The following is a 23,949-nucleotide window of genomic DNA, read 5'->3' as shown; positions in this document are numbered from 1 at the left end:
AATTATTTACGTTTTCTTCGGGCAAGCAAAACCACTCCCAGCAACAGTATGGTACCTGGAATCACCCCATAATACATTATTTGTAAAGTTTTCAGCCCAGCATCACTCAGTTCCAGCTTATTATCTATGGACTCAATTTTGGTCATGTCTATGGGAAATTGTTCGTAGGCAAACCACTTAAAGAGGTTGAGTACAAAAGCATTATTTGCTGTTGCCATATTGCCTCTGATCAGTTCTTTATTGCTCATGAAGTCTGCATCTCCGGAAACCATGATCCGCTGCTCTTTTTGGTTCAATTTCCTGGTCAGGATGACCGTTGCCGGAAAAGCGCCTTGCTGATCGCCATTCTTCGCGTCAAACACCAGCGCAGCCGAGTCCAGCACAAAAGTTCCGTTTTTGATCCAACTCCTTTTAGCATCGGTTACCAATATTGGCCGGACCTCAAAAATGCTTTTGTTTGCTACATTTAATGCAACAGCCCCCGGCATGGATACCACAGATTTGTCGTCATAATATGTTTTTATTGCAGGGCTCATCGCCACTGCTGCCGTTGTGAATGTCGGTGTCACAATCCCATAAGAGTAATCTCTGCTGCGCTGAACGAGCGTTCCATTTAACACACTTATCCCCAGCAAGTTCAGAACTGGATTCAGTACCGTTTGTTTACCCGGTTCTCCGGCAATCAACAGATTTCCTCCTGCTGTGATGTATTTTTGAAGCTTGACTAATGCGGTTGCGCTGAAGGCAACCCTGGGATCCCCGATCACCAATGTGGCAATGCCATTCGGGATTTCGTCGTTCTCGATGGAAATGCTGTCGATATCAAATCCATGATTGATCAGGGCTTCCCTCGAGGTTTTAACATTGAAAAACTGTTTGTAATCACGGTCTCCGACTTTATCCACGCTTCGCTGATAACCGTCTGTAGCAAAAACAATTTTAGCTGGAGTCACGATCAGTCTTTTTAATGCCGCAGCAGTTTCTGCTTCCTTAGGCCAGAATGCACCGTCGAAAAAGGTGCGTAAAAAAGTCGTTTTTCCTTTGTATTTCAGTTGTATCAACAGATGACCATCTTCTCCGCTCAGGTCTACCTGTTTGCGGATCGCTTCCGGTGTCAGAAAGTCTGCTGTATCCGCGTCCAAAGCTCTTGCCCTTTCTGCAAAGGCCTTAGTATCAAAGCTGCTGTTATAGTAAACCCAGTTTAATTTAATATTGGATTTAAAGCGCAGATAAGGTTCCCATCGGGCGATGCCTGAAATACGGTTCACAGGAGCGCCATAGTCATACCTTTCGTCCATTATGTTAATGTATTCTGTCATTTCAATAGGCTCATCTCCGATTTGTTTCAGTATTTCCTGAGTCGCTTTAACGATGGTATTGGCTTTGGTTGCCGTGGCATCGTAATAGGCAATCATGGGTTGTCTGGAGCTGATATAAGCTACCACTAAGCCAACAATTAAAACGAGCGTATATCTAAACGCTTGCTGTGCAATGGGTCGTGAGGCCCTGGCCAGTTCGAGTCTGACAATGGTAAAACCAAGGAAAATGCCGGAGATTACCAGGTAATAGATGACGTCTCTGCTGGTTAGTAAGCCTTCGACCATTCGCTCTGCACGACTTGGCATGGAAAGGCTAAATGTAAGGTCCCGGACGAAATCCATGCCTTGCCCGAACCTCCCGATATAGTTCATGAAAGCCAGTACGGCAAAAGTACCGATGGCTGCGATCACCTGATAAGTGGTTAAGCTCGACATAAAGATTCCGATCGCCGAATAAGCACTCATTAACAGAAAGGAAGCCAATAGTGCGACCAATACATATGGATAATCGAAATGCTGAACAAATAAGGCGCCCGCAAGAACATAAAGACTCATTAAAGCCACAATAACCAGGTTATAGCTGATCATTGCCAGAAATTTTCCATACACCATCTGGCTTAGTTTAACCGGTGAAGAATAGAGCAATCTGATGGTTCCGGAATTCATTTCCCGGCTGATGATGCCCATGGTAATGAGTGGCGTATACAGGTATAAACTGCCCAGCATGGTCCGGAATATTCCAACAGGAACTGTGTCTGAGCCGATCTTTGTGGTAAATAGTCTTTCTGATATACCGGTAACAGGAATAAACTCCTGGAGGTACTGTATTTCGGCGATGGACGACATAAAGGTCAATGCCATCTGCATAAATAAAACCAGGATCAGCAGCCAGGCAATCGGAGAATAAAATAGCAGGCTGAGTTCCAGTCTGGCTATCTGTACAATTTTTTTCATACGCTAGTTAGATATTTTTGACAATTGGGCAAAAGTTTCATCCAGGGAGTTTTTCTCCATGCTGAGCTCACGCAGTCGCCATCCCTGCTTTGCACTTTCAAGCACCACAGATTCAGCAATGCTACGGTCGCCGTTAAAATAGATCCGCAATTGCTTTTCAGTGAGGGATTCTATTCTCACAATACCCTCTATGGCCATCAGTGCTTCTGCCGGAGGCGCATTTTCCAGGATCACCAACATGCTGTGTGGAGCGATGTAATTGTCAAAAGCTTCCATCGTATCGGCAAATACAATCCGTCCACTTTCAATCATGACGATGTCTTTGCAGAGGTATTGTACTTCCGTCAGGATATGGGTAGAGAGAATGACCGCCCGTTCTGTGGCAATGTCTTTGATCAGTGCACGAACTTCAAGGATCTGGTTGGGATCCAGACCATTTGTCGGCTCATCAAAGACCACCAACTTTGGATGGTGGACAATTGCCTGTGCAATCCCTACCCTTTGTTTATAACCACCTGATAAATTCCTGATCAGTCTTTTGCTGATGTGGGTAAGGCCACAGCGTTCCTTAACTTCATCCAGTGCTGATTTTAGTTGTGTCTTTTCTATCGAACGTAAAATCGCCGCATGCCTCAGGTATTCATCTACGGTCAGGTCCATATACAAGGGGGGTGTTTGCGGCAAAAAGCCAATTTCCTGTTTGGCCAGTTCGGGTACTTTGCTCAGGTCTATGCCATTGATGATCACCTTTCCCGTAGTGGGTGTCAGCACACCGCAAAGGATGTTCATGGTGGTAGATTTACCTGCTCCATTGGAGCCGAGAAGACCTACAATCCCACTTTTTGGAATTTCTATATTGATGTCGCGTATAGCCCAGCTGGTACTATAGCGGTGTGAAAGTCCAGAGATACGAACGATTGGTTCCATAGTTTTTTATTGAATTTGATAAGTTTTTATAAGTCGGTTTAACCGTCATCTCCAGGCAAAGGGATTCCTGTTCCGCAATTTTATTGCAGGTGCTCATCACCACATTTCATGGGGATGACGGTCGTATTTTTTTAAGAATTAATAACCCGGATTTTGAATCAGATTTTGGTTCGCAATAATTTCTGTTCTCGGGATTGGGTAAAGAAACTGGTTATCTCCATTCCAGGGCTGCTTAATTGGGACTGCAGAGAGGACATCATGTGCCCTTCCCGTTCTCTTCAGGTCAAAAAACCGGTGTCCCCATTCTGCAAAAAGTTCTATTTCCTTTTCATGTTCGATGGCCAGAATGACCTCTGGTTTGGAAAGCGTTGCCGGCAGGTCGTCCAGCCCCGCACGACGACGGATCACATTCAGGTCGGCGATGGCCAGATTCAGCGATTGGTTTGCAAGTGCCCGCGCCTCTGCCCGGATCAGGTATTGTTCGGCCAGCCTCATCACCATATAGTACTCCGTCATTACCCCTTCCCGGGCGTTATAAGTGCCAACTTTGTATTTGTAGGGATAATAAACTTCTTTACCAGCAGCTGTTTCATTCCAGGTCCAGGCTGTTTTACGCTGGTCGTTCATTTCAAAATCATTTTTCAATTCATCTGACATATGGAAAAAAGGGCGGTTGTTTGGGATCGTTGCTTTGTTAGCCACCAGTGTATACCCCTCAGGTGTAGCTTTTCCATTAGCAGGAAGGTCACCTTGTTGTAATTGCCAGATCGCCTCCTGGCTATTTTTCAAAAATACCTCATTTAAGTCTGCAGGCAGTTGGAATAATGCAGATTGACTGATCACATCGCTTGCCTGAGCTGCAGCATTCGAGTAATCCCCCGCGTATAAATAAATCCTGGCTAGTAAAGCCGTGGCAGCCCATTTGGTAGGTAAAATTCTTTCGCCTGCAGCACCTGAAAAATTATCCGGCAATAGATTTTTCGCCTCCTGAAGGTCTTTGATCATCTGCGCATAAACCTCAGCCTTAGGGGTCTTTTTCATGTTCACCGTCTTATTGAAATCGATGGTAAGGGCCATCGGAACCTCTCCAAAAAAATTGACGAGGTAGAAATAGGAAAATGCGCGGATAAATTTTGCTTCGCCCGTTAGTCTTTTCCTGACATCGTCGTGCAGCTTTTCGGAAACTGACGCTTCAATTCCTTCTATCACCGCATTGGCGCCATAAACTGCATCGTAAGCCGTGACCCAAATCTTTGTTGATGAGCCATTATCCGCCAGCAACCGATTGGTATTAAACAAATAATCAGCACTTCCTGTAGAGGCAGTGACCAGTTCATTGGCAGACATACCTCCAAAAATAGTAGACATCCCCGTTGCAAAGCCTTGCGTTCCGGTATTCCCATCCAAGGCGTTGTTGATCATGCGGGTATAAATACCAGCCATTGCAGAATTTGCCTGTGCATCGGTAGCAAATACTTTTTTTGTAGTCACCGAACCTATCGGTTCCGGGATGCTGACCAGGTCTTTACAGGAAGCCAGCGCTACTGTAATCAGCATTATACTATATAATTTTAGATTTCTCTTCATCTTTATATCATTATCAAATTAAAACTCTGCTTGAACACCAAATACTACGGCTTTTGCCGGTGGAAGTGCCCCAAAATTTTGTATGGTTGGATCCAGGCCTTTTCCCTTGCTTAGCACAAAGATGTTTTGTGCATTGGCATATACGTTTAATGATTTTGCACCCATCTTTTTAGATAATTTTTCATTGAACTGATACCCAAAGGAGATGTTGTTCATCCTTAGAAAAGAAGCATCCCGGTATTGGCCGTCTGAAGCAAAAAATCTGTTGGTACTTGGATCTCCAGAAATCGTTGTTGGCCTGGCATATAAAGCATGGTCGCCGGGTTTCTTCCAATAGTTGCCAAAGATGTCAGCGGGCTGGTTGTTCATGCTGCCCAGCAAACTTCCAACACTGTAATCCGGATTAATACCGATTTGTTGTCTGTATTCAAAAAGGGCACTAATGCTGAACTTGTCATAAGTAAAAGAAGTTCCAAAACCACCGGCAAACTTGGGCGTGGTATCAATGTTCACATAACGATCATCTGTTCCGGTACCTGGCATCCCTGTGTTGTCGAAGAAAATACCACCGTCTTTATTGTAGTCTTCGAAGGTGTATTTCCCTGTTTGTGGGTCTATTCCCGTATAATGTAAAACATATATGGAATTGAGCGACTGGCCTACTTTAAAAAGACTGGCATATGGGGTAAGTTCTATTCCCGGATAACTGGCCAGTATATTGGTATTCCGGCCGCCGTTAAAGCTCCAGCTCCATTTTATTTTATCCGTTCTGATGGCTTCGATGTCAAGTGCAAATTCCCATCCTTTATTTTCAAGCAAAGCCGGCCAGTTGGCAACAACGCTTTTGAAGCCACTGTAGAGTGGTGTTGGGTACTCCGTAAGCTGATTGCCAATTCGTTCGCGATAGCGGGAGATCTGCAGGTTAACCCGGTCGTCCCAAAAGCCCAGATTTACGGCAACTTCCAGTTTCTTTGCCACCTGCCATCTGTAATCCGGATTTACGGCCAATAAGCTAACCAGCGGTGTAACGCCATTATAATTGGGTAGCGGTAAGGATCCTGCTTGATTATTTGCCCATTGGGTGAGGTATTTGTAATCGCCAACTGCATCGCTACCGGTTAATCCGTAGCTTCCTCTTAATTTAAGAAAACTGATCATGGAAGGAAGATGGTCTTTAATCCAGTTCTCTTTAGATAAGACCCATGCCGCCCCAAGGGAGCCGAAATTACCAAACTGTTTTCCGGGGCCAAAGCGCGATGATCCATCTCTTCTTCCATTGATATTGATGATGTACTTATCCTTCAGGTTATAACTTAACCTGCCAAATACCGCCGCATATTTATAATGGCCAATGTTTTCATAATTCAGTTTAAAAGGTGCAAGTGCGATGGATTCCAGAAAGTCGTCGGTCGCATAATTAAGGCCATAAACTCCTGAAGCCTTTGTGCCATCCTTTTGCAAGCTACTGCCCAACAATACACTGAACTCACCGCCAAACAAATTAACGTTGTAATTTAGCTGAGGTTCGATAATCCAGTTGGAATTATTGGTACCTCCTGAAAATGCGTTGGCAGTTGGATTGCTGAGCGGATCCATACCGGAAATCGGGTTGTAAAAGCGATTGGCATTAAAAGTAAACGTATAGCCAAGGTTGGTAGATAAGCTCAGGTTGTTGGCCATCTGATACCTCAGGTTCATACCCGTTTTAACCAGATGGGTGTTGGAGAAATAGCTGGATTCCAAACCACCAAAAGGAAAATAAGCAATGCCATCCGGACTTCTACCCCAGGCATTGTAATTCAGATTGCCATCTGTAGCATAAATATCCGGTGCATTGGGTGCTACAGTAACAGCATTGGGTGTGGTCAGGGTCTTAACGGCAGAATAAGTGTAAAGAACATTTGCATTTATTTTAAATTTCTGTTCCAGGGCGCTGTGATTTAAGCTGAGTGACAAAGCCGCGTTTTGGTTGTTTCCGCCATTAGAAAGAATCTCCTCTGACCTGCCATAGTCGCCCGAGACCAGAAACTGTGTTTGCTGATCTCCACCTGATAAGCTCATAGAAGCATCTGTCTTTTTACCCACATTGCCCCAAAGCTTTTTTTGCCAGTCTGTATAGCGTGTTTGATCGTACAACATTAAATCTGGCGCATTGGCTATTGTTGGGGTGATGTTGTCATTTGCAAAGGCCTCTCTCCTGAGCTGTAAGTATTGCTCCGTGTTGAGCATGCTATAACGTTGCTTCACATAACTAAGCCCTTGTGAAGCGTTCACTGAAAAAGTACTTGCGCCGGGCTTTCCTTTTTTTGTGGTGATGAGGATTACCCCATTTGCTCCTCTTGATCCATAGATCGCGGTAGCATCACCATCTTTCAGGACTTCAATACTTTCGATATTGCTGGTCCTTAAGTTAAACAACGGACTCTGACCACCTGTTGCGGAAAATCCATTCTGGATCACACCTGCGGAACCATTGTTGTAATTAGACCCCACACTTAATTCCATATTGCTGAGCGGAACGCCATCGATGATGTATAGTGGATCAGATACAAAATTAGGACTGATGGCTTTTCTGCCCCTGATCTCTACCTTAACAGGACTGGCTGCATAACCATTGGTTTGTGTGACGATCATCCCCGGAACCTTGCCAGAAAGTGCCAGCAACGGATTGTTTACCGGTTGCTTTTCCAGTTCCTTAGCACTAATGGTTACGATATTCCCTGTAGACAAGCGCCTGTTGGTTTTTCCATAGGCCATGACCTGGACCTCATCCAGTTTAGAAGTACTTAGTTCCAGTTTTACCCCCAAAAGGTTGTCGGCTGCCTTAATTTCTTTAGTCACATATCCCATATAAGAGATCTGCAAAATGGCATCTTCCGGAACATCCTTTAATTTGAACTGCCCCATCGCATTGGTCGTGGTACTACGGTTGTAGCCTTTAATGGTTACTGTCGCGCCCGACAACAGGTTGTTTTCATTGTCCAGCACAATTCCAAATATCTCTTTACCGGAAAACACGGCAACCACCTTCTCCAGAATAGAAAGTTGCTTTTGTTTAATCACGATGATCTTATTTTCAATAGAAAAATCCAGTTGTTGTCCTTCCAGGCAAATCTTTAACACATCATCTATCGCTGCATTTTTCACATTGATGTTTACTGGCTTAGCGCTTTTCAGGGTCTTCACCCCAACAAAAACATCATATCCGCTTTGTCTTCCTATTTCCTCAAGGACAGTTTCAATACTCGCGTTTGTTTTGTTAATGGTTATTTTCTGTGCAAAAGTAGCCGCACTTACCTGAGCGAGGCCCAGAATCAATAATGCCGTAATTAATTTCATCACAAGAATTATATTTATTCCCCACAGCCTATGGCCAGCAGCCGCGTAGTGATCTGGCCCTATTGACTGAAGGGATTTACCCCTGTAGCCCGGAGACATACAAAAATATTTTGTAAAATTTTTATACATTTGAAATGTTGGTCTGCACCGGAAATGCCCTGCTTTCAGAGGCAACAGGCAATCCGGCAATAATAAAATAATGTTAATTCGTTGTTTTATGCCAATCAGGATTAAACAGGAACGGTGCGAACGTTCCTGTTTTCTGATTTATCTGAAAGCATTCTGCTAAGGGTCTCTGTGATTTCTTCTTTTCATGTGTCTAGGTTTGGTTGTTGGTTGATATATAAATAGGATTGGTTTTAATTTGGTATAACGGTTATGGTCCTACCGCTAATTCTGAACTTCACTTTCTCCGCCCGTTCGATCATCTTTAAAACTTCAGAAACATTCTTCTCTTTGGAAACAATACCCCAGAAAGTAAGGGAAGCCAATTCATTTCGGTTACCTTCGTATACAACGTCTACGTCGTACCACCTGGAAACCTGGCGCATGATGCTTTCCAGATTTTCGTTATTGAACCTGAAATAGCCCGTTTTCCAGGCTACCGCATCTTTAATGTTTGCCGGCTTTACCTTCAGCTGCTGCTGTATGTTCAGTACTTCCTCACCCGGCTTAATCACCCTTGACAGGACCCCATTAACCAAGCTTACTTTTACTGCTCCTTCCAGAAGGGTAGTTCTGGTGCTGTTTTCGTCGGTATAACTATTGATGTTAAAGTGCGTTCCCAGTACCTCTACCTCCTGCTCTGCTGTTTTCACGACAAAGGGATGAAGCTGATCTTTAGCAACCTCAAAATAGGCTTCACCACTCAATTCCACACTTCGTTTTTTTACATTAGTAAAAGTAGCCGGGTATTTTAATGCCGATGCGTTATTGAGCCAGACCTTCGTCCCATCAGGGAGCTGTACCATATAAGTTTCGCCTTTGGCTGTCGAAAGTGTATTCCACTTATTCGCCATAGCATCCGGCTTATTCCCGATTTCATAAATTAATTGTCCGTCTTTTGTTTTTGAAATCTGAATGCCTGCCTGATCTGCCAGTTTACCAATTCTGACTTCAGACAATTCAATCTTTTCACCATTTGCAAGGGTCAGCGTAGCCGTATTTTTTCCTTTTGATGGGATGTCATTGGCATAGACAGGGACAGTGGGATTGTTTTTATCCATGTAAAAATAGAGTCCCGCTCCAAATACGATTAAAATCGCAGCAGCAGTGGCAACCAGTCGCGGCCACAGGCGAACCTCCGGTTTTGGATATTCAAGGCCAAGTGCTTCCCGTACCTCAGCCAGATCAGTTTCTCTGTCAGCTAAAGACAAATCTTCGTATAGTGTACCCTCCTGATAAGCAAGGTACCAGCTTTCTATAAATGCGATCTCTTCTTGGGTACAATTACCGGCTTTATATTGATCTAATAATTTTTCATAGTCTGCTGTACGCATATTGATCTCAGATTGTTTTTTCCCCTAATTATATACCAAGACGGCTAAGTCGGGCTGAACATGCAGACGAAATCAATATTTTTTTATTTTTTTTAATACCTGATCAGAAAGGCCAGGTAAGCGAAGAGTCCAAGTCTGGACCTTAGTATCTTTAAAGCATTAGAAATCTGCCTGTTGACTGTCTTTTCTGAGATACCCAATTGCGCTGCAATCTCGCTATGACTGAGGTAAGTTTTTCTGCTCAGCTCAAAAACAATCCTCATTTTCTCAGGCAACATGCTGATTTCTGCTTCTATAGCTGCAGATAATTGTTTTTCCCTGATGCGGTAATCAGGAAGAATCTCTCCATGACTCGCAAAATCTTTCATCGAATCCACATATCTGGCCCGAACCTGCTGTTTTGAAAAATGATCAAGGATGCTATGCTTCAATGAAGTATATAGATACCCTGAAAGATTGGTATGAATGTTCATGCCTTCTCTTCTTGTCCAAAGCATAGTGAATACTTCCTGTACAATATCTTTTACTTCCTCTCTGTTTGGCAGCTTTTTTATGGCATGATGATGAAGAATGAATTTATACCTTTCAAATATTTCTGTATAAGCTAAACGGTCACCACGCTGGAGCATCTGCAACAATTCTAAGTCAGAGCGCTTAGCATAGTTTTCCATTGACAATTGAATCCGGGAATAGTTTGGGTTAAAATTTCATTTCAATAATATGTAATTAATTTGGTATAGCCGGATTTTATCTGCCTGATGTAGTAAAATTTTATTTCTCTGAGTATTCTCGACGGGTAAAAAAAGAGCTCCCCCCTTTCATAAATAGAGATCTTCCCAAAGCACAGGTAAGGCTGAAACACTTTAAGTCTAATTTAACCAGACAGTAATATCGGCTTAGTTGCGCTAACTTTAATGATGGCAGAAAGTAAATCAGATGAAAAAGAGATGATGGTAAAAGTACTTGTTAGCCTCATTAATATCAAGAACTAAAAAGCAAAAAGCCTTAGAAAAATCTAAGGCTTTCCAGTGTATCCAGTCCTCTTTTTAGTTTTGCTCGATTTCTTTTAGGCTATCCATTTTCTTGTAGGCAAGGAATCCTTTGATATCCTCAAAGTGTTCACGGACGCGCTTATTACCAAACTCGAATACTTTTTCTGCCAGCCCATCCAGGAAATCCCGATCATGGGATACCAGGATCAAAGTGCCATCAAAATCCTTAAGGGCATCCTTGATAATATCTTTGGTCTTCATGTCCAAATGATTGGTTGGCTCATCCAGTATCAACACATTCACAGGTTCTAACAATAACTTGATCATGGCCAAACGGGTTTTCTCCCCTCCGGAAAGTACCTTAACTTTTTTCGTGGTATCATCTCCACTAAACATAAAGGCGCCTAAAAGGTCTTTTATTTTTATACTACCATCACTGATCGGGATCTGGTTAATGGTTTCGAATACGGTTAAATTCTCGTCGAGTAATGCGGCCTGATTTTGGGCAAAGTATCCGATCTTAGCATTGTGCCCTACTTTTAAAGTTCCTTCAAAATCGATCTCGTTCATGATCGCTTTGATCATGGTCGACTTACCCTCACCATTTTTACCCACAAAAGCAACCTTTTCACCCTGCTTGATCACCATAGATGCTTTTTGAAACACGACATGATCACCATAAGTTTTAGTCAGCTCTTCTACAATTACCGGATATTGACCAGAACGTGGCGATGGTGGGAATTTCAACCGTAATGCAGAAGTATCTACTTCATCAATCTCAATCACCTCCAGCTTTTCAAGCATTTTTACACGCGATTGCACCTGCAGGGTTTTGGAGTAGGTTCCCCTAAACCGGTCTATAAATTCCTGGTTATCCGCAATAAAACGTTGTTGTTCTTCGTAAGCTTTCAACTGGTGCACACGACGGTCAGCACGCAACTGCAGATAATGGGTATATTTAGCTTTGTAATCGTATATTCTACCCATGGTAACCTCAATGGTACGATTGGTAATGTTATCTACAAAGGCACGGTCGTGAGAGATCACCATGACCGCTTTTGCGGAGTTGATCAGGAAATCTTCCAACCATTGAATACTCTCGATATCCATGTGGTTGGTAGGCTCATCCAGTAAAATCAGATCTGGTTTCTTTAACAGAATTTTGGCCAGCTCAATACGCATGCGCCATCCGCCTGAAAACTCAGAAGTTTGGCGGGTAAAGTCCTTACGCTCGAAACCTAAACCTTTTAGCACCTTTTCTACTTCTGCATCATAATTGATCTCTTCGATGGAGTAAAATTTCTCACTCAGTTCCGACACGCGTTCAATCAGCTTCATGTAGTCATCACTATCGTAATCGGTACGAACAGTAAGCTGCTCATTCAGCTCATCAAGCTCCTTTTGCATCTGATTTACCTCTTCGAAAGCTTTCATCGTTTCTTCAAAAACAGTAACTTTATCCTGAGTGAGGAAATGCTGTGGCAAATACGCTATTACTGCGTCCTTTGGACCGGTTACATTACCAGAAGTAGGTTTAGCCGCATCGGCAATGATCTTTAAAATGGTCGACTTACCAGCACCATTCTTACCCATCAGGGCAATCTTATCGTTCTCGTTTATCGAAAAAGTTACGTCGCTAAACAGCGTGGTTCCGCCAAATGAAACGGAGATGTTATTTACATTAATCACAGTATGAGAATATTGAATTGCGGCAAAGATACATAAAAAGAATGCTCAGAATATCTGACAAACAAATAAGGGGCACTGAAAAATAGCAGTGCCCCCCGTTAAATAAAATATCTTACTAGAAGTTTGGATTTTGCTTAAGCACCCCATTACTCTTATCAATCTCCACTTGTGGAATAGGATAGTAATAATGTTTTGGCCTGACAAAAGTTACTGTTTTAGCCTGGTCTACCGGGGATTTCGATTTTGGAAGGTTGTATATTGCCGCGATATCCACTATATTCTTTTTGTCCCAGCGCATCAGATCCTGGTGCCGCTCTCCTTCACCTGCCAGCTCTACCCGTCTTTCGTGAATCAGTTGTGGCATTCCTGCACCTGCAACAGGGGGCAATAGCAGAGAAGCTCTTTTCCTGACCATGTTGATCAGGGCATCACCAGCTCCCGCTCCCTGCGTACGGATTTTAGCTTCAGCCACCAGCAGATAGATATCTGCAGATCTCATTAAAGGGACGGCATAATTATGATCCGGTCCGGTACCCTCTCCTGATTTGAACGGAAAGAAAACAGCGTATTTACGGAAGCTGTACCCTGTTGATGATAAGTCTGAAGTAAACTCCGTTTCCCCTTTTCCATCTCCGATATCCATCTTATCCCCTAAACTCAATAAGGTAGCTGCTTTTCTCGTATCATTTGCCTCAAATTCATCAGCAAGGCCTTTTAAAGGCTGACTGAATCCATAACCTCCCCAAGCCCTTGGGATATAGTAAACGGTATAGTCATTTGAGACTACATTCTGAAGCCCCTGGACAGACATCAGTATCTCTGTGCTTTTCTCATTGGCCCTGGTAAAATTATCCTGATAATTGGTTGCCAAAGCATACTTACTGTTATTAATGATCTTCTCACCAGTCTCAATTGCCTGTGGCAGTTTCTCCCAATACATGTACAATTTGGTTAACAATCCCAACGCTGTCCCTTTATTTACCCTTCCACGCTCTGAATCAGGATAATTTTCCGGTAACAGCTCTACTGCCTTTAAAAGGTCGGCTTCTATTTGCTTGCGGACTTCTTCTATTGGCGATTTTGGCAGGTTAAAATTGCTTTTCTGGTAATCAGCTTCGGTAACAATGGGCACATCCCCATAAATCAACATTAACCTCCAATATCCAAAAGCACGGAAGAAATAAGCTTCTCCCATACATCGGTTTTTTACCGCAGGGGTAATTTCTGTAATTCTTGGAATGTTGATGATGGCGTTTGAGGAGCGGTTAACGGTCTCATATTTATAAGTCCAGCTAAAATTTACCTGTGCATTAGAGGCAGTATAGGTTAAGTTTTCAATTGCCTCGTCTTCAGCATGGTCACCAGATCTCCAATAATCATCTGAAGCCACATCAAAAGTAGTTTCAGCATGAGATATATAATCTTCCTGTGCCAGTAAGTTATATATACCGGAAATGATATTCACAGCATCAGTTTCATTCCTGAAATAGTTATCGGTGTTGTATACACCTTTTTGTTGAAGATCCAGGTTTTTCTTGCATGCAGCGGAAAAAACCACCACAAATAAAAATGTATATATGATAAATTTTGTTTTCATGGGATTAGAGTTTTAGGGTTAAACCAAATGTGAACGACCTTACGGATGGATACTGAGCAACATCTACACCTCGTTGTCTGTTGCCATTGGTATAGCCCAGTTCTGGTGTGTAACCAGAGTAATTGGTGATCATAAATAAATTTTGTCCGGTCACATAAAGCCTTAAACTGTTTAAAGTCACCTTTTTCATCAGAGCAGCCGGTATAGTATACCCCAAGGTTAGATTCTTAAGGCTCACATAATTGCCGTTTTCAATAAACAGGTCTGAGGTACGGTAGTTCTCATTTGAACGGTCAAGAGACATTCTAGGCATGGAGTTGCTGGTTCCGGGACCGGTCCACCTGTTTAATGCTTCTGCGTATAAGTTAAACGAATACGTTGGGTCAACCCCCTGCATCCGGTCTGCATTATACAAACTAACTCCAAATACCCCAGTTAAATTTGCGGATAAATCGATCCCTTTATAAGATAACTTTGTCTGGAAGCCCAGTGTAGCTTTAGGGTTTGGATTCCCTAAATACGTTCTGTCTAAACCATCAATCTTACCATCTCCATTGAAGTCAACAAAACGAACATCGCCTGGCTTGATCAATCCTTTTCTGGAATCGTTGGTCAGATAAGGATCACTATTGATATCGGCCTGGGTTTGATACAGGCCAGCTGTTTTCCATCCATAGAATGACGCGATAGGCTGACCTTCATAGGTTCTCGATATTTCCTGACTCGAACGGCCATATACTGTAGAAGAAAGAAAAGCACCGCTTCCATACAACTGAGTCACTTTATTTTTAATGAAAGATCCGTTCAAACCAAATGAGTATTGAAATTCATTACCCGACTGGTAATTCAGGTCTACTTCAATACCCTGGTTATTCATGGTTCCAATATTACGGTCGGGAGCAATCACCCTTCCTGCGGTTCCGATTTGTAGTGCGGGAACAAGCATGCTTTTGGTATTTTTATCAAACCAGGTGATACTGGTAGTCAACTTATTCTGTAAAAAACCAGCTTCTACACTGATATTGGTCATTGCTGCGCGTTCCCAGGCGATGTCCGGATTGGCAGTTCTAACTACAGCTGAGCCGCTTACTCCACTTCCACCAAAAGTATAGCCATTGGTCCCGTATCCATTCCCTACTGCTATTTTACTCAGGTACTGAAAAGCATCGACATTCTGGTTACCCAATTCACCCCATCCACCAGTAATTTTTAAATTGCTGATCCAGCTAATGTTTTTCATAAATTGTTCATTGGATAATCTCCAGCCCAAAGAAAAAGCAGGAAAATAGCCCCAGCGATTAGAACTGGCAAATTTAGATGATCCATCTGCCCTGAAAGTCAGCGTCGCTAAAAATCTACTGTCGTAATCATAAAATCCCCTGGCGAAAACTGACTCAAGACCAGATGGATCTTTAAAATTACCGCTCGCTGCCAATAAGGTTTTACCATTATCCAGGGTCCTTTGCTCTTTAGAAGTATCATCATAACCTGTTTTCGCCGCAGAGAAAAAACTATTTCTGAAACTTTGTAAAGAGTAACCACCCGTAAAAGTGATGTGGTGCTTATTTACCTGCTTATCATAAATAAGTAACAGGTCTAACAGATGAGAATAAATCTCTTCTTCTCCATGGGTTAACGTGGAGTTAGAATTTTGTCTTGCCTGATTTAAATCCTGAATATCAAAAGAATAGCTACGGTTAATTGTTCCATCGAACCCATAATTCACCCGGAAATTCAGATCCTTATAAATCGGCACCTCAGCAAAAACATTGGCCACCGCCCGGTATTTACGGTTGTAAGCGTCCGCTTTTTGAATCGTAGCATAAGGATTATTGATATCCCCCAGCTGATTAGCAAAAGCTTTGGACGTTCCAAAAGATCCATCCTCATTTACAGTAGGAATTGCAGGGTTATACCTTAATGCAGAAAAGAGCAGTCCTGCCTGAGAATCGTTATTATTGAAACCATTGTTTTCTCCATACGTTACCTGCAGGTTTTGTCCAACCTTCAACCATGACTTGAACTTATGCTCTGAATTGATCCGGGTGCTAAAGCGATTAAAATAAGATTTGTCAATAATTCCCTTTTCATCATAAAAAGAAGTTGAAAAATAATAAGTAGAAGCATCATTTCCCCCCTGAATGTTTACATCAATGTTGTTTACTTTTCCGCTTCCAAGAATTGCTTTCTGCCAGTCTGTACGTTGGGTGGCATAGTAAGCATCTTCCCATGGTTTCTCAAATGCCACCCCATCATTGGTGTATCTTTCTCTTTTCAGCATATAAAGATCCGGGGCAGTAAGCAAATCAATATATTTGGTAGATTTGGAGACCCCGGTATAGGCATTGATTGAAGTGGATAGTTTCTGACTGTAAGTGCCTCTTTTGGTTGTCACCAGCACTACTCCGTTTGCTGCTCTCGTTCCATAAATCGCACTGGATGAAGCATCTTTTAAAATCTCTACCGAAGCAATATCATTCGGGTTCACGTCACTTAAGGCATCCGGATTGCTTGAAGGCACCCCATCAATTACGACTAGTGGATTGGCATCATTAATGGTCCCTGTACCGCGGATACGAATGCTTGGTGCAGCGCCTGGCGTACCATCATTACGTACGATATTGACACCTGTTGCCCTTCCTTCCAGAGCGGATGCCACTGTACTTACCGGTAAATTCTGAATGTCACTGCCCTTTACGCTGGCAATTGATCCGGTCACATCAATTTTTTTAGCTGTGCCATAACCCACAACCACAATTTCATCCAGATTAGAATTGGTTTCTACCATTGTGATGGTCAGGTTCGTTTGCCCGGCAATCTTAACGATCTGCTTTTCATAACCCACATAGCTGAATTCTAAAACTCCGGTTTCAGGAGCATTAATCACAAACGTTCCATTTCCATCGGTCGTTGCCCCTACATTGGTACCCTGAAGCTTGACACTGACACCAATCAAGGTTTCCCCCTTAGCATCAACCACCTTCCCTTTTATAGGGCCCTGTGCTTTTGCCGCTCCCTGATCGTAGATGAATACGACGCCATCCGCCGTTATTTTATAGGGCAGCTTGTTTCCCATAATTGCTTCCAGAACATCGTTAATAGATGCATTTTTCACCTGAAGACTTACTTTTCCCAGTTTTTTAATGCTGGAATAGTTGTAGAAAAAACGGTAATCACTTTCTTTTTGTATCCTGGTCAGGATGTTGCTCACTTCTGTCTGTTTCAAATCAAGTGAAAACTTTTTCTGGGAGTAAACAGATGCTGAAACCTGTAGACAGGTGAACATAATGAGTAATGATGTTCCTTTCATTAGCAGAATTATTTTAAAAGGTGGTTGCACAAATAACCATGCAAAAGCTTTTGTAATCTTTTTCATTACATTTGTTTTTGAAAATTAAGAGATAAGAGTAAGGCCTTCGAAAACACTTACTCTTGTGAATTAAATCTGGATTTTTGAAGGGAAGAGGTCAATTCTTCCCTTATTTGACCGGCTCCTTCAGGAATCTGTGAGGTAAAATTTCTGCATTTTTTCTAGTTTAATTTGGTTCTATTATTGGTTAATTATATGCTATCTTAAGGATAGGAAAATCACTCCCCCATCTCTTCTATACTTAAATGAGGTGGTCATCTTTATAAAAGAAAGTGCCTGTTCAAGTGATTCATCTTTAAACACACCACTGATTCTTTCCTTTTTCAAGGCCTCATTTTCAAATACTATTTTTACATCAAATCTTCTTTCGATCTGTGTTGATACTTCATCGAAACGCTCATTTGTAAACACCAGCTTATTACTCAGCCAGGCAATCTCTGCAACTTCGTCCTTATGGAGATCAGGAAGCTCTTCGAGTTCATACTCAGTTGCTGCCCCTTTGTTGATTAGTGTTAATTTCTCATTAGGTTTCATCACAATGTTCTTTTCAGGTTTATCATTTAATCCAACCTGAATCTTACCACTGAGTAATGTAGCTTCGATCTTTTTATCTGTTGAATAGGCTTTGACATTAAATGCTGTTCCCAACACTTTTATCATCACCTTATCTGTATGCACCAGAAAGGGCCTGTTTGCATCTCTTGCTACTTCAAAAAAACCTTCTCCTTTAAGCGTTACCAACCTGTTTTTTGTACTGAAGACTTTCGGATAGCTAAAGCTGCTTCCTGCGTTTAATTTAACCCTCGTGCCATCAGGCAATTGCAGTTCCCTGATTTTCCCAAATGGCACATAGATATTTTGCATTCCGGAAAGGGCAAGCCGATCCAAAGGATCTGGTTTTTGTGCAAGAAAAAAAACCGCGGCTAATATGCCCATTAACAAAACAGCGGCAGCCCACTTCAAAAAGGACAAAGGCCTTATTTTAGCTTCTTCAACAGGGGCCACAATACTTTCTTCTCTTTTTATTTCCTTCCAGATCTTATCCAGATTCTGATCTAAATCCTTTGTCATCAAGGTATCCGACTGCTTTTCCTCAGTTGTTAATACATCTGTAAAATTCTGCATCTTTCTATATTCGGGGAAATGAATGAAAAACTCTTCCAGTTCCTTTATTTCTTCAGGAGTAGCAGACTTTCCCATATGTTTAGCCATTAGCTCGATAAACCTGGATTCTATCATAGTTTAAAAATGATATTTATAGTATTTCAGGTTAAGACACGCGAAGGCATCAATATTCCTAAAAGGATTTAGAAATAATTGATTATACCTTTATCGGAATAAAACACAACTGGTAATGAGGCTGTTACTTAGCATACAGAATGGTATGTAATTTCTTAAGGGCAATGGAAAGTTGCGCAAATACGGTTTTATCAGAAAGTCCAAGAATGCATGCGACTTCTTTACATGAAAAACCATCTTCCTTTACCATTTTAAAAATGAGTTTACATCTGGGAGGTAAGTCATTTACAGCAGTCAGCATCGTAAGGGAGAGTTCTTTGCTAATCAAAATTTGGGACGGATCTACAGACAAATGAAAATAATAGGCTTCTGTTACCTTCATTTCATTATTTCTCTTGGAAGAAATACTCCGTATGTGGTTTAAGCAGGCGTTTTTTATGGAAGTGTATAAATAAACCTGGATGTTCCTGATTTGGTCAGTTTTACTCCGCTCCACCCAAAGCCTGACCAGAACGTCGTTTACAATCTCTTCTGCAATCTCTCTTTCTCTCACAAATGACTGTGCAAACCGAAAAAAATTATGCGCATGATTTCGATATAGTTCGTTAAATGCAAACTCGTCGGCATCTTCTCTAATGCGAGTAATCAGTTGTTGCATGTCCCCAAATCTATATGATGATTTGGGGCAATATTAGAAATAAGAATCCAATAAATTTATTATTTAAACTTTTTTTTTACTTGCTTCCCTATCCCTGTTTTTTGTGAAAATTCTGGAAAAATCTCAAGCTGAAGGTTTTTTGTTTTATCGCCAACTGCTTTACTGAAATCATTGTAAATTACCAATAAAAACAGGCCCGGTGATGCTCTGAAAACGTCTTTATCTCCTTTTACTTAAATTTACCGCTCTTTCGATTCGTGGACGATTATACCGTTGAAGGAAAATCGGATAGAGGTTTAGTAAGACATTCAATATGAATAATGACAAAGATTTGAGAACTCCAAATTTGAATGCCACGAAAACATTAAATCCCAGAACTATGAAAAAGATAATGAGGTGATCCAGTTCAGACTTCTTTGTTGTATAATACAAATTCACTAAAGCTTTGGTGTTTTTTTCTATTGGATTAGATTTTCTGATGATTTTTTCCCAACCAATCCAAACCAATAATTTCCTGAAAACGCTGATCCCAAGGTGTTCGTAAATCTTTCCTTTCTGTTCCCATTCCTTTTCATTATAGTAAGAAGAAGAAAGCGGGCTCTTGAGTGCTTCAGTAAAAAACACAACAAACAACATCAACATAAAATTCAGAATCCACGCGAAAGAAAAACCGTCCATTCTAATGTAAATAACCAGGGCACAAATTGAGCCTATAGTAAGGATTGCAATTAAAACTAATTTTAATGTTTTTATCATTGATAACTTTCGTTTGGGAGTTTAAAATGTCGTACAACGCCTAAATATACAACAGATTCAGTTACTAAAAAATCCGAGGATCTCCCGGATATTTTCAGAAACCCAACATTTTTTGATAAAAATTACGCCCAGGCTAATTTTTCCGTTTCTTTGCGAACTAATTTCATCCACATGGAAAAATTCCCCGTTATCAGTTCAATTCTTTCAGCCGATCATATAGGCTTGTTGATCGCAAAGAAATACGGCTTGGTTGGCAATGTTTCATGTACATTATTAAAAACAGGCATTAATCACAGTTATCTGGTCGAACAGGCAACTGGTAAGTTCGTTTTCAGGCTTTATAGCCTAAAATGGCGAAGCGACTTAGAGATAAATGAAGAAATCCGGTTGCTTAATATCCTAAAAGAGCGCGGAGTTCCTGTTTCCTTTCCTGTAAAGGACGTTAATGATCACTACATCCAATATTTAGAAGCGCCTGAAGGGATGCGACAGGGGGTATTGTTCTCCTTTGCTGAAGGAGATAAACTACTTAATTTCTCTGCGGACTTACACCTTAAAGTGGGTGAGAAAATGGCGAAAATGCATCAGGCTACCCACAACCTGAAATTAGAAAGAGTTACTTACACTCCAAAAGTCGTCTTGGAAGACTCATTTTTAAAGCTCGGAAAATTTCTTTCCGCTGACTCTGAGGAGCACGCCTGGATGGTATCTGCACAACAATATTTATTAGATGCGATTAATAAGGCAGATGTCACTCAATTGAGGTCAGGATCTGTTCATTTAGATATCTGGTTTGACAATATGAACATTACCAACGATGGACTGATAACGATCTTTGATTTTGACTTTTGTGGGAATGGATGGCTTTGTTACGATATTGCTTACTATATTTTACAACTGTATAGCACCGAAAAAGATACCAGCCAGCGCGACATGAAAGTAGCATACTTTTTAAGGGGCTATGAGTCGGTGACTAAAATTACTGATGAAGAAAGAAGAATGTTGCCTATGCTTGGTGTAAGTCTTTATTTTTTTTACCTCGGTATACAATGTCAGCGATACGACAACTGGTCGAATGTATTTTTGAACGAAACTTATCTTAAAAGATTCATCAGCCTTCTGGTGAGGAAGTATTTCGAAGAAAAGGTTTCTGAACTATTATAAGTTATACACCACATTTTATGCTCATCAAAAAAATACTTATAACACTCAGCCTTGTTTTATGTACTTGCTTCAATGCATTATTTGCTCAAAACCTATATTCTAAAGCCTATGGAGACCGCAAAAATCCCTCATTGATCTATATACATGGTGGTCCCAGAGGAAATTCAACCCTATTCGAAGGTACTACCGCACAAAGATTGGCCGACAGGGGTTTCTTTGTGATCGTATACGACAGAAGAGGTGAAGGCCGGTCGGCAGATACTTCAGCCAGGCTCAACTTTGATGAAGCATTTGATGATCTTAATCAACTTATCAGGCAATATGGATTAAAAAAAGTCAATCTGATAGGCCACAGTTTCGGTGGGATTGTTTCGACACTATTTACAAACAAATACCCGGAAAAAGTCGAACGCCTGATCCTTGTAGGCGCTCTTTTTGCTCAGCAGGAAAGTTATAACCACATACTTCGTACCGGAGCACAGAAGGCAATCGCACAAAATGATACCGCCTCTGTTCGCAAAATATCTTATATAAATAGCCTGGATAAACGCGGGGCAGAGTATCGCCAGCTAACTTACCAGATTGCGGCTCAATTGGGATATTTCAAAATGCCGAAGCCAACGGAAGAATCAAGAAGGGTCAATAAAGAATATGAACTTGGCGAATTTTCAAAGTCGAATATACGTAATGACCAGGCGCCACTTTTATTTTACAAAAATGAATCCCGTGTAAATATCGACACAAAACCAATTTTAAAAGGCTTATCAAAAAAAGGCGTAAAACTGTTTGCTGTTTACGGAGAGGATGATGGCATTTTTTCTCGCAAACAAGTATCAGACCTGAAGAAAATTATCGGTGAGCATAAGTTCTATGCCATCGACAATTGCTCCCACTATCCTTTCGTAGACCAGCAAACTGAATTCCTGAAAAGAATAGAAAATATAATGAGGAGAAAAGACCGCTGATTTTTTTATGAGCACACCTGCTCTGTGATATGATTTATACGCATTATAGCAACCTCATTTATTTATCCATTTTTTCTTTTAGCCTTTCAAAAATTGTCTCTTTGATATTTGCCTCTTTGTTATCATCAAATATATCAAATAAGGTTTCGGCCTCTTTATCTAACTTGTTGGTACTCGCTAAAATGAACTTAAGGTATACAATGTATTGGTCAGCATTCTTATCAAAATCATCCCCATAGCCATAAATATTAGAAAATTTATCTTTGTAAAACTCCAGAGTCTCCTCTGGATAATATTCATATACTAATTTTGTATTTTCAATGTTCCCAAAATAATCGTCACCGAAAACAAAATTTTTAAGTCTTTCTTTTTGTGCTTTGGTCATGATGGTTGCAGCAGGTGCTTTTGCTTTGTAATACCGCATAAAATTTGATTGGGGAAGTAAGATATTTTCAAAATAAGGAAAATAAGGACCTACTTCATTGCTTTCCAGCATCGAAAGATATTTTTCGATATAAAGCCTGCACTCTTCACTTTTGTTATTCAGTTTTTGAATACCACCATCCCAATCTATAAATTTCTTCATTTCAGGAATAATATTTTCATTCAGGTCCACAAAAAACAACACTTCAACATGATCATTCCAAGTGCGGGCAAAAAGTAGTGTTTTATGTATGGGCGGTTTTTCATCTGACGCATATACTGGTATCATGATAGTCGGTACTCTCAATATATCATAAAATGAATTTCTGCTTTGGTTGTTAATAAATGTCCTTCTGCCTTCTAAACCTTTTTTCCCCTTTTTGAGATAGGCAATAACTTTTACGCTATCTACAACTGTCATTGCCTGATGGTTAGAAAATGCAATTTTCTTTTCATTGGGATAGAAGGGATCTGGAAAATGTTCGGTTACAGCTACAATATCAGATACGGCCAAAAGCTCCCTGACCGATTTTCGCTGCCCAAAAGCTGATAAAGACACCAGAACTAAAATGATGGATGTGTAAATTCTATTGTTCATTTTGATTGTTCATATTCAATCAGATGACTTTTCCCTGGATATTCCATAATTGAATATACTGAACTTAGGGTATGAATCCGAAACAAACCATATGATTCATTGCTGAATATCCACTACACAAGTAAGCTTCCGCCATCAACCACGATGATCTGACCTGTGGTAAAACTACCTCGCATCAGGTAGATGTAAGCTTCGGCAAGGTCTTTCGTATTGCCAACCCTGCCAGTTAGTAATTTGCTTCCAACCTTGCTAAAAAAAACTTCCCGCTCTGGTTCGGGCATATCGGCCAGAAGGTTGGTCCTCACGGTTCCTGCGCAAACCGCATTAACTCGTATTGGTGCAAGTTCAACGGCCAGCGCACGTGTAAGCCCATCAATAGCGCTGGCCATTCCCGCAATCACAAGTGTCCCCTTCCTTGGCCTTCTCCCAAGTGCACCAGTCGTTAAGGTAATGGAACCACCCTCTCTGATCTTTGATACCCCGTGTTTTACGGCCATTATCACCCCCCAAAAGCGCAGGTTAATAGATTGCTTTGCGTCATCAACGTCCAACTCAGACAATTCACTAAATTTCAATCCATCACCTGCAGTAAACACGAGGTGGTCAAGTTCACCTATCTTTTTGAAAAGCTGCTCTACCTGTTTTTCGTCCCCAAGATCTGTGCTAAAGCCTTTACTGCCTTCAGGTAGAGCAGTCAAAGCTTTATCCACCTTTTGCTGGCTGCTCGAAACCACCACTACTGAAGCACCTTCATCTGCCGCTGCTATTGCGGTCTCTAAACCAAAACCAGACGTGCCTCCCAACAAAACAACTTTTTTACCAAACAAACTGCTTTCTCTATTATTTTTCATGCCGTTGATTATTTTAATCCAA

General features: G+C 41.3%; 16 protein-coding genes. 2 read left to right on the top strand and 14 right to left on the bottom strand.

Going from position 1 to position 23,949, the window contains the following annotated elements; translation table 11 throughout:
* Positions 1 to 2: 2 nt before the first annotated feature.
* From BUC20_RS10040 to BUC20_RS09985, 12 genes are all read right to left on the bottom strand, one after another.
* A complete protein-coding gene (locus BUC20_RS10040; protein ID WP_073230511.1) occupies positions 3 to 2,273 on the bottom strand; it encodes a Gldg family protein in 2,271 nt (756 codons plus the stop codon).
* 3 nt (positions 2,274 to 2,276) lie between these two features.
* A complete protein-coding gene (locus BUC20_RS10035; RefSeq protein WP_073230509.1) occupies positions 2,277 to 3,200 on the bottom strand; it encodes an ABC transporter ATP-binding protein in 924 nt (307 codons plus the stop codon).
* A gap of 138 nt (positions 3,201 to 3,338) precedes the next feature.
* Entirely contained in the window at positions 3,339 to 4,787 is a 1,449-nt protein-coding gene (locus BUC20_RS10030; RefSeq protein ID WP_073230507.1) for a RagB/SusD family nutrient uptake outer membrane protein, read from the bottom strand.
* Between the two features lie 18 nt (positions 4,788 to 4,805).
* Entirely contained in the window at positions 4,806 to 8,126 is a 3,321-nt protein-coding gene (locus tag BUC20_RS10025; protein WP_159441085.1) for a SusC/RagA family TonB-linked outer membrane protein, read from the bottom strand.
* Between the two features lie 359 nt (positions 8,127 to 8,485).
* Positions 8,486 to 9,625 carry a FecR family protein gene (locus BUC20_RS10020; protein WP_073230503.1) on the bottom strand — a complete coding sequence of 380 codons (1,140 nt, stop codon included), beginning with the start codon at positions 9,623 to 9,625 and terminating at the stop codon, positions 8,486 to 8,488.
* A 92-nt stretch (positions 9,626 to 9,717) separates the two neighbouring features.
* Entirely contained in the window at positions 9,718 to 10,296 is a 579-nt protein-coding gene (locus BUC20_RS10015; protein ID WP_073230502.1) for an RNA polymerase sigma factor, read from the bottom strand.
* Between the two features lie 375 nt (positions 10,297 to 10,671).
* Positions 10,672 to 12,306, bottom strand: a complete 1,635-nt coding sequence (locus tag BUC20_RS10010) for an ABC-F family ATP-binding cassette domain-containing protein (RefSeq protein WP_073230500.1) — start codon at positions 12,304 to 12,306, stop codon at positions 10,672 to 10,674.
* 115 nt (positions 12,307 to 12,421) lie between these two features.
* Positions 12,422 to 13,903 (bottom strand): RagB/SusD family nutrient uptake outer membrane protein, encoded by a 1,482-nt coding sequence (locus BUC20_RS10005; RefSeq protein WP_073230499.1) that lies wholly within the window; start codon positions 13,901 to 13,903, stop codon positions 12,422 to 12,424.
* 4 nt (positions 13,904 to 13,907) lie between these two features.
* Entirely contained in the window at positions 13,908 to 17,213 is a 3,306-nt protein-coding gene (locus tag BUC20_RS10000; protein ID WP_073231757.1) for a SusC/RagA family TonB-linked outer membrane protein, read from the bottom strand.
* A 258-nt stretch (positions 17,214 to 17,471) separates the two neighbouring features.
* Positions 17,472 to 18,512 carry a FecR family protein gene (locus tag BUC20_RS09995; RefSeq protein ID WP_084528729.1) on the bottom strand — a complete coding sequence of 347 codons (1,041 nt, stop codon included), beginning with the start codon at positions 18,510 to 18,512 and terminating at the stop codon, positions 17,472 to 17,474.
* 124 nt (positions 18,513 to 18,636) lie between these two features.
* Positions 18,637 to 19,170, bottom strand: coding sequence for an RNA polymerase sigma-70 factor (locus BUC20_RS09990; RefSeq protein WP_073230495.1), 534 nt, complete (start codon positions 19,168 to 19,170; stop codon positions 18,637 to 18,639).
* 219 nt (positions 19,171 to 19,389) lie between these two features.
* The gene (locus BUC20_RS09985; protein ID WP_073230494.1) at positions 19,390 to 19,926 is read right to left on the bottom strand and encodes a glycosyl-4,4'-diaponeurosporenoate acyltransferase CrtO family protein; all 537 of its coding nucleotides are present in this window, start codon (positions 19,924 to 19,926) and stop codon (positions 19,390 to 19,392) included.
* 171 nt (positions 19,927 to 20,097) lie between these two features.
* On the opposite strand from BUC20_RS09985, the gene BUC20_RS09980 reads away from it, so the two are divergent.
* Entirely contained in the window at positions 20,098 to 21,090 is a 993-nt protein-coding gene (locus BUC20_RS09980; RefSeq protein WP_073230492.1) for a phosphotransferase enzyme family protein, read from the top strand.
* A gap of 17 nt (positions 21,091 to 21,107) precedes the next feature.
* A complete protein-coding gene (locus tag BUC20_RS09975; protein WP_073230490.1) occupies positions 21,108 to 22,055 on the top strand; it encodes an alpha/beta fold hydrolase in 948 nt (315 codons plus the stop codon).
* 58 nt (positions 22,056 to 22,113) lie between these two features.
* Here BUC20_RS09975 and BUC20_RS09970 read toward each other — a convergent pair whose 3' ends face one another.
* Both BUC20_RS09970 and BUC20_RS09965 read right to left on the bottom strand, forming a co-directional pair.
* Positions 22,114 to 23,076 carry a hypothetical protein gene (locus tag BUC20_RS09970; protein WP_073230489.1) on the bottom strand — a complete coding sequence of 321 codons (963 nt, stop codon included), beginning with the start codon at positions 23,074 to 23,076 and terminating at the stop codon, positions 22,114 to 22,116.
* Between the two features lie 113 nt (positions 23,077 to 23,189).
* Positions 23,190 to 23,927 (bottom strand): SDR family oxidoreductase, encoded by a 738-nt coding sequence (locus BUC20_RS09965; RefSeq protein ID WP_073230487.1) that lies wholly within the window; start codon positions 23,925 to 23,927, stop codon positions 23,190 to 23,192.
* Positions 23,928 to 23,949 lie beyond the last annotated feature (22 nt).

It is taken from the genome of Pedobacter caeni, from assembly GCF_900129215.1.
Lineage (GTDB): Bacteria > Bacteroidota > Bacteroidia > Sphingobacteriales > Sphingobacteriaceae > Pedobacter > Pedobacter caeni.
Note: the sequence above shows the minus strand (reverse complement) of the source record. Positions and strands in the feature narration are given on the sequence as shown.

What these genes read in the sequence shown, in the direction of transcription:
- BUC20_RS10040 (WP_073230511.1), bottom strand. Translation starts at nt 2,273, where the DNA reads ATGAAAAAAATTGTACAGATAGCCAGACTGGAACTCAGCCTGCTATTT.
- BUC20_RS10035 (WP_073230509.1), bottom strand. Translation starts at nt 3,200, where the DNA reads ATGGAACCAATCGTTCGTATCTCTGGACTTTCACACCGCTATAGTACC.
- BUC20_RS10030 (WP_073230507.1), bottom strand. Translation starts at nt 4,787, where the DNA reads ATGAAGAGAAATCTAAAATTATATAGTATAATGCTGATTACAGTAGCG.
- BUC20_RS10025 (WP_159441085.1), bottom strand. Translation starts at nt 8,126, where the DNA reads ATGAAATTAATTACGGCATTATTGATTCTGGGCCTCGCTCAGGTAAGT.
- BUC20_RS10020 (WP_073230503.1), bottom strand. Translation starts at nt 9,625, where the DNA reads ATGCGTACAGCAGACTATGAAAAATTATTAGATCAATATAAAGCCGGT.
- BUC20_RS10015 (WP_073230502.1), bottom strand. Translation starts at nt 10,296, where the DNA reads ATGGAAAACTATGCTAAGCGCTCTGACTTAGAATTGTTGCAGATGCTC.
- BUC20_RS10005 (WP_073230499.1), bottom strand. Translation starts at nt 13,903, where the DNA reads ATGAAAACAAAATTTATCATATATACATTTTTATTTGTGGTGGTTTTT.
- BUC20_RS10000 (WP_073231757.1), bottom strand. Translation starts at nt 17,213, where the DNA reads ATGAAAGGAACATCATTACTCATTATGTTCACCTGTCTACAGGTTTCA.
- BUC20_RS09995 (WP_084528729.1), bottom strand. Translation starts at nt 18,512, where the DNA reads ATGATAGAATCCAGGTTTATCGAGCTAATGGCTAAACATATGGGAAAG.
- BUC20_RS09990 (WP_073230495.1), bottom strand. Translation starts at nt 19,170, where the DNA reads ATGCAACAACTGATTACTCGCATTAGAGAAGATGCCGACGAGTTTGCA.
- BUC20_RS09985 (WP_073230494.1), bottom strand. Translation starts at nt 19,926, where the DNA reads ATGATAAAAACATTAAAATTAGTTTTAATTGCAATCCTTACTATAGGC.
- BUC20_RS09980 (WP_073230492.1), top strand. Translation starts at nt 20,098, where the DNA reads ATGGAAAAATTCCCCGTTATCAGTTCAATTCTTTCAGCCGATCATATA.
- BUC20_RS09975 (WP_073230490.1), top strand. Translation starts at nt 21,108, where the DNA reads ATGCTCATCAAAAAAATACTTATAACACTCAGCCTTGTTTTATGTACT.
- BUC20_RS09970 (WP_073230489.1), bottom strand. Translation starts at nt 23,076, where the DNA reads ATGAACAATAGAATTTACACATCCATCATTTTAGTTCTGGTGTCTTTA.
- BUC20_RS09965 (WP_073230487.1), bottom strand. Translation starts at nt 23,927, where the DNA reads ATGAAAAATAATAGAGAAAGCAGTTTGTTTGGTAAAAAAGTTGTTTTG.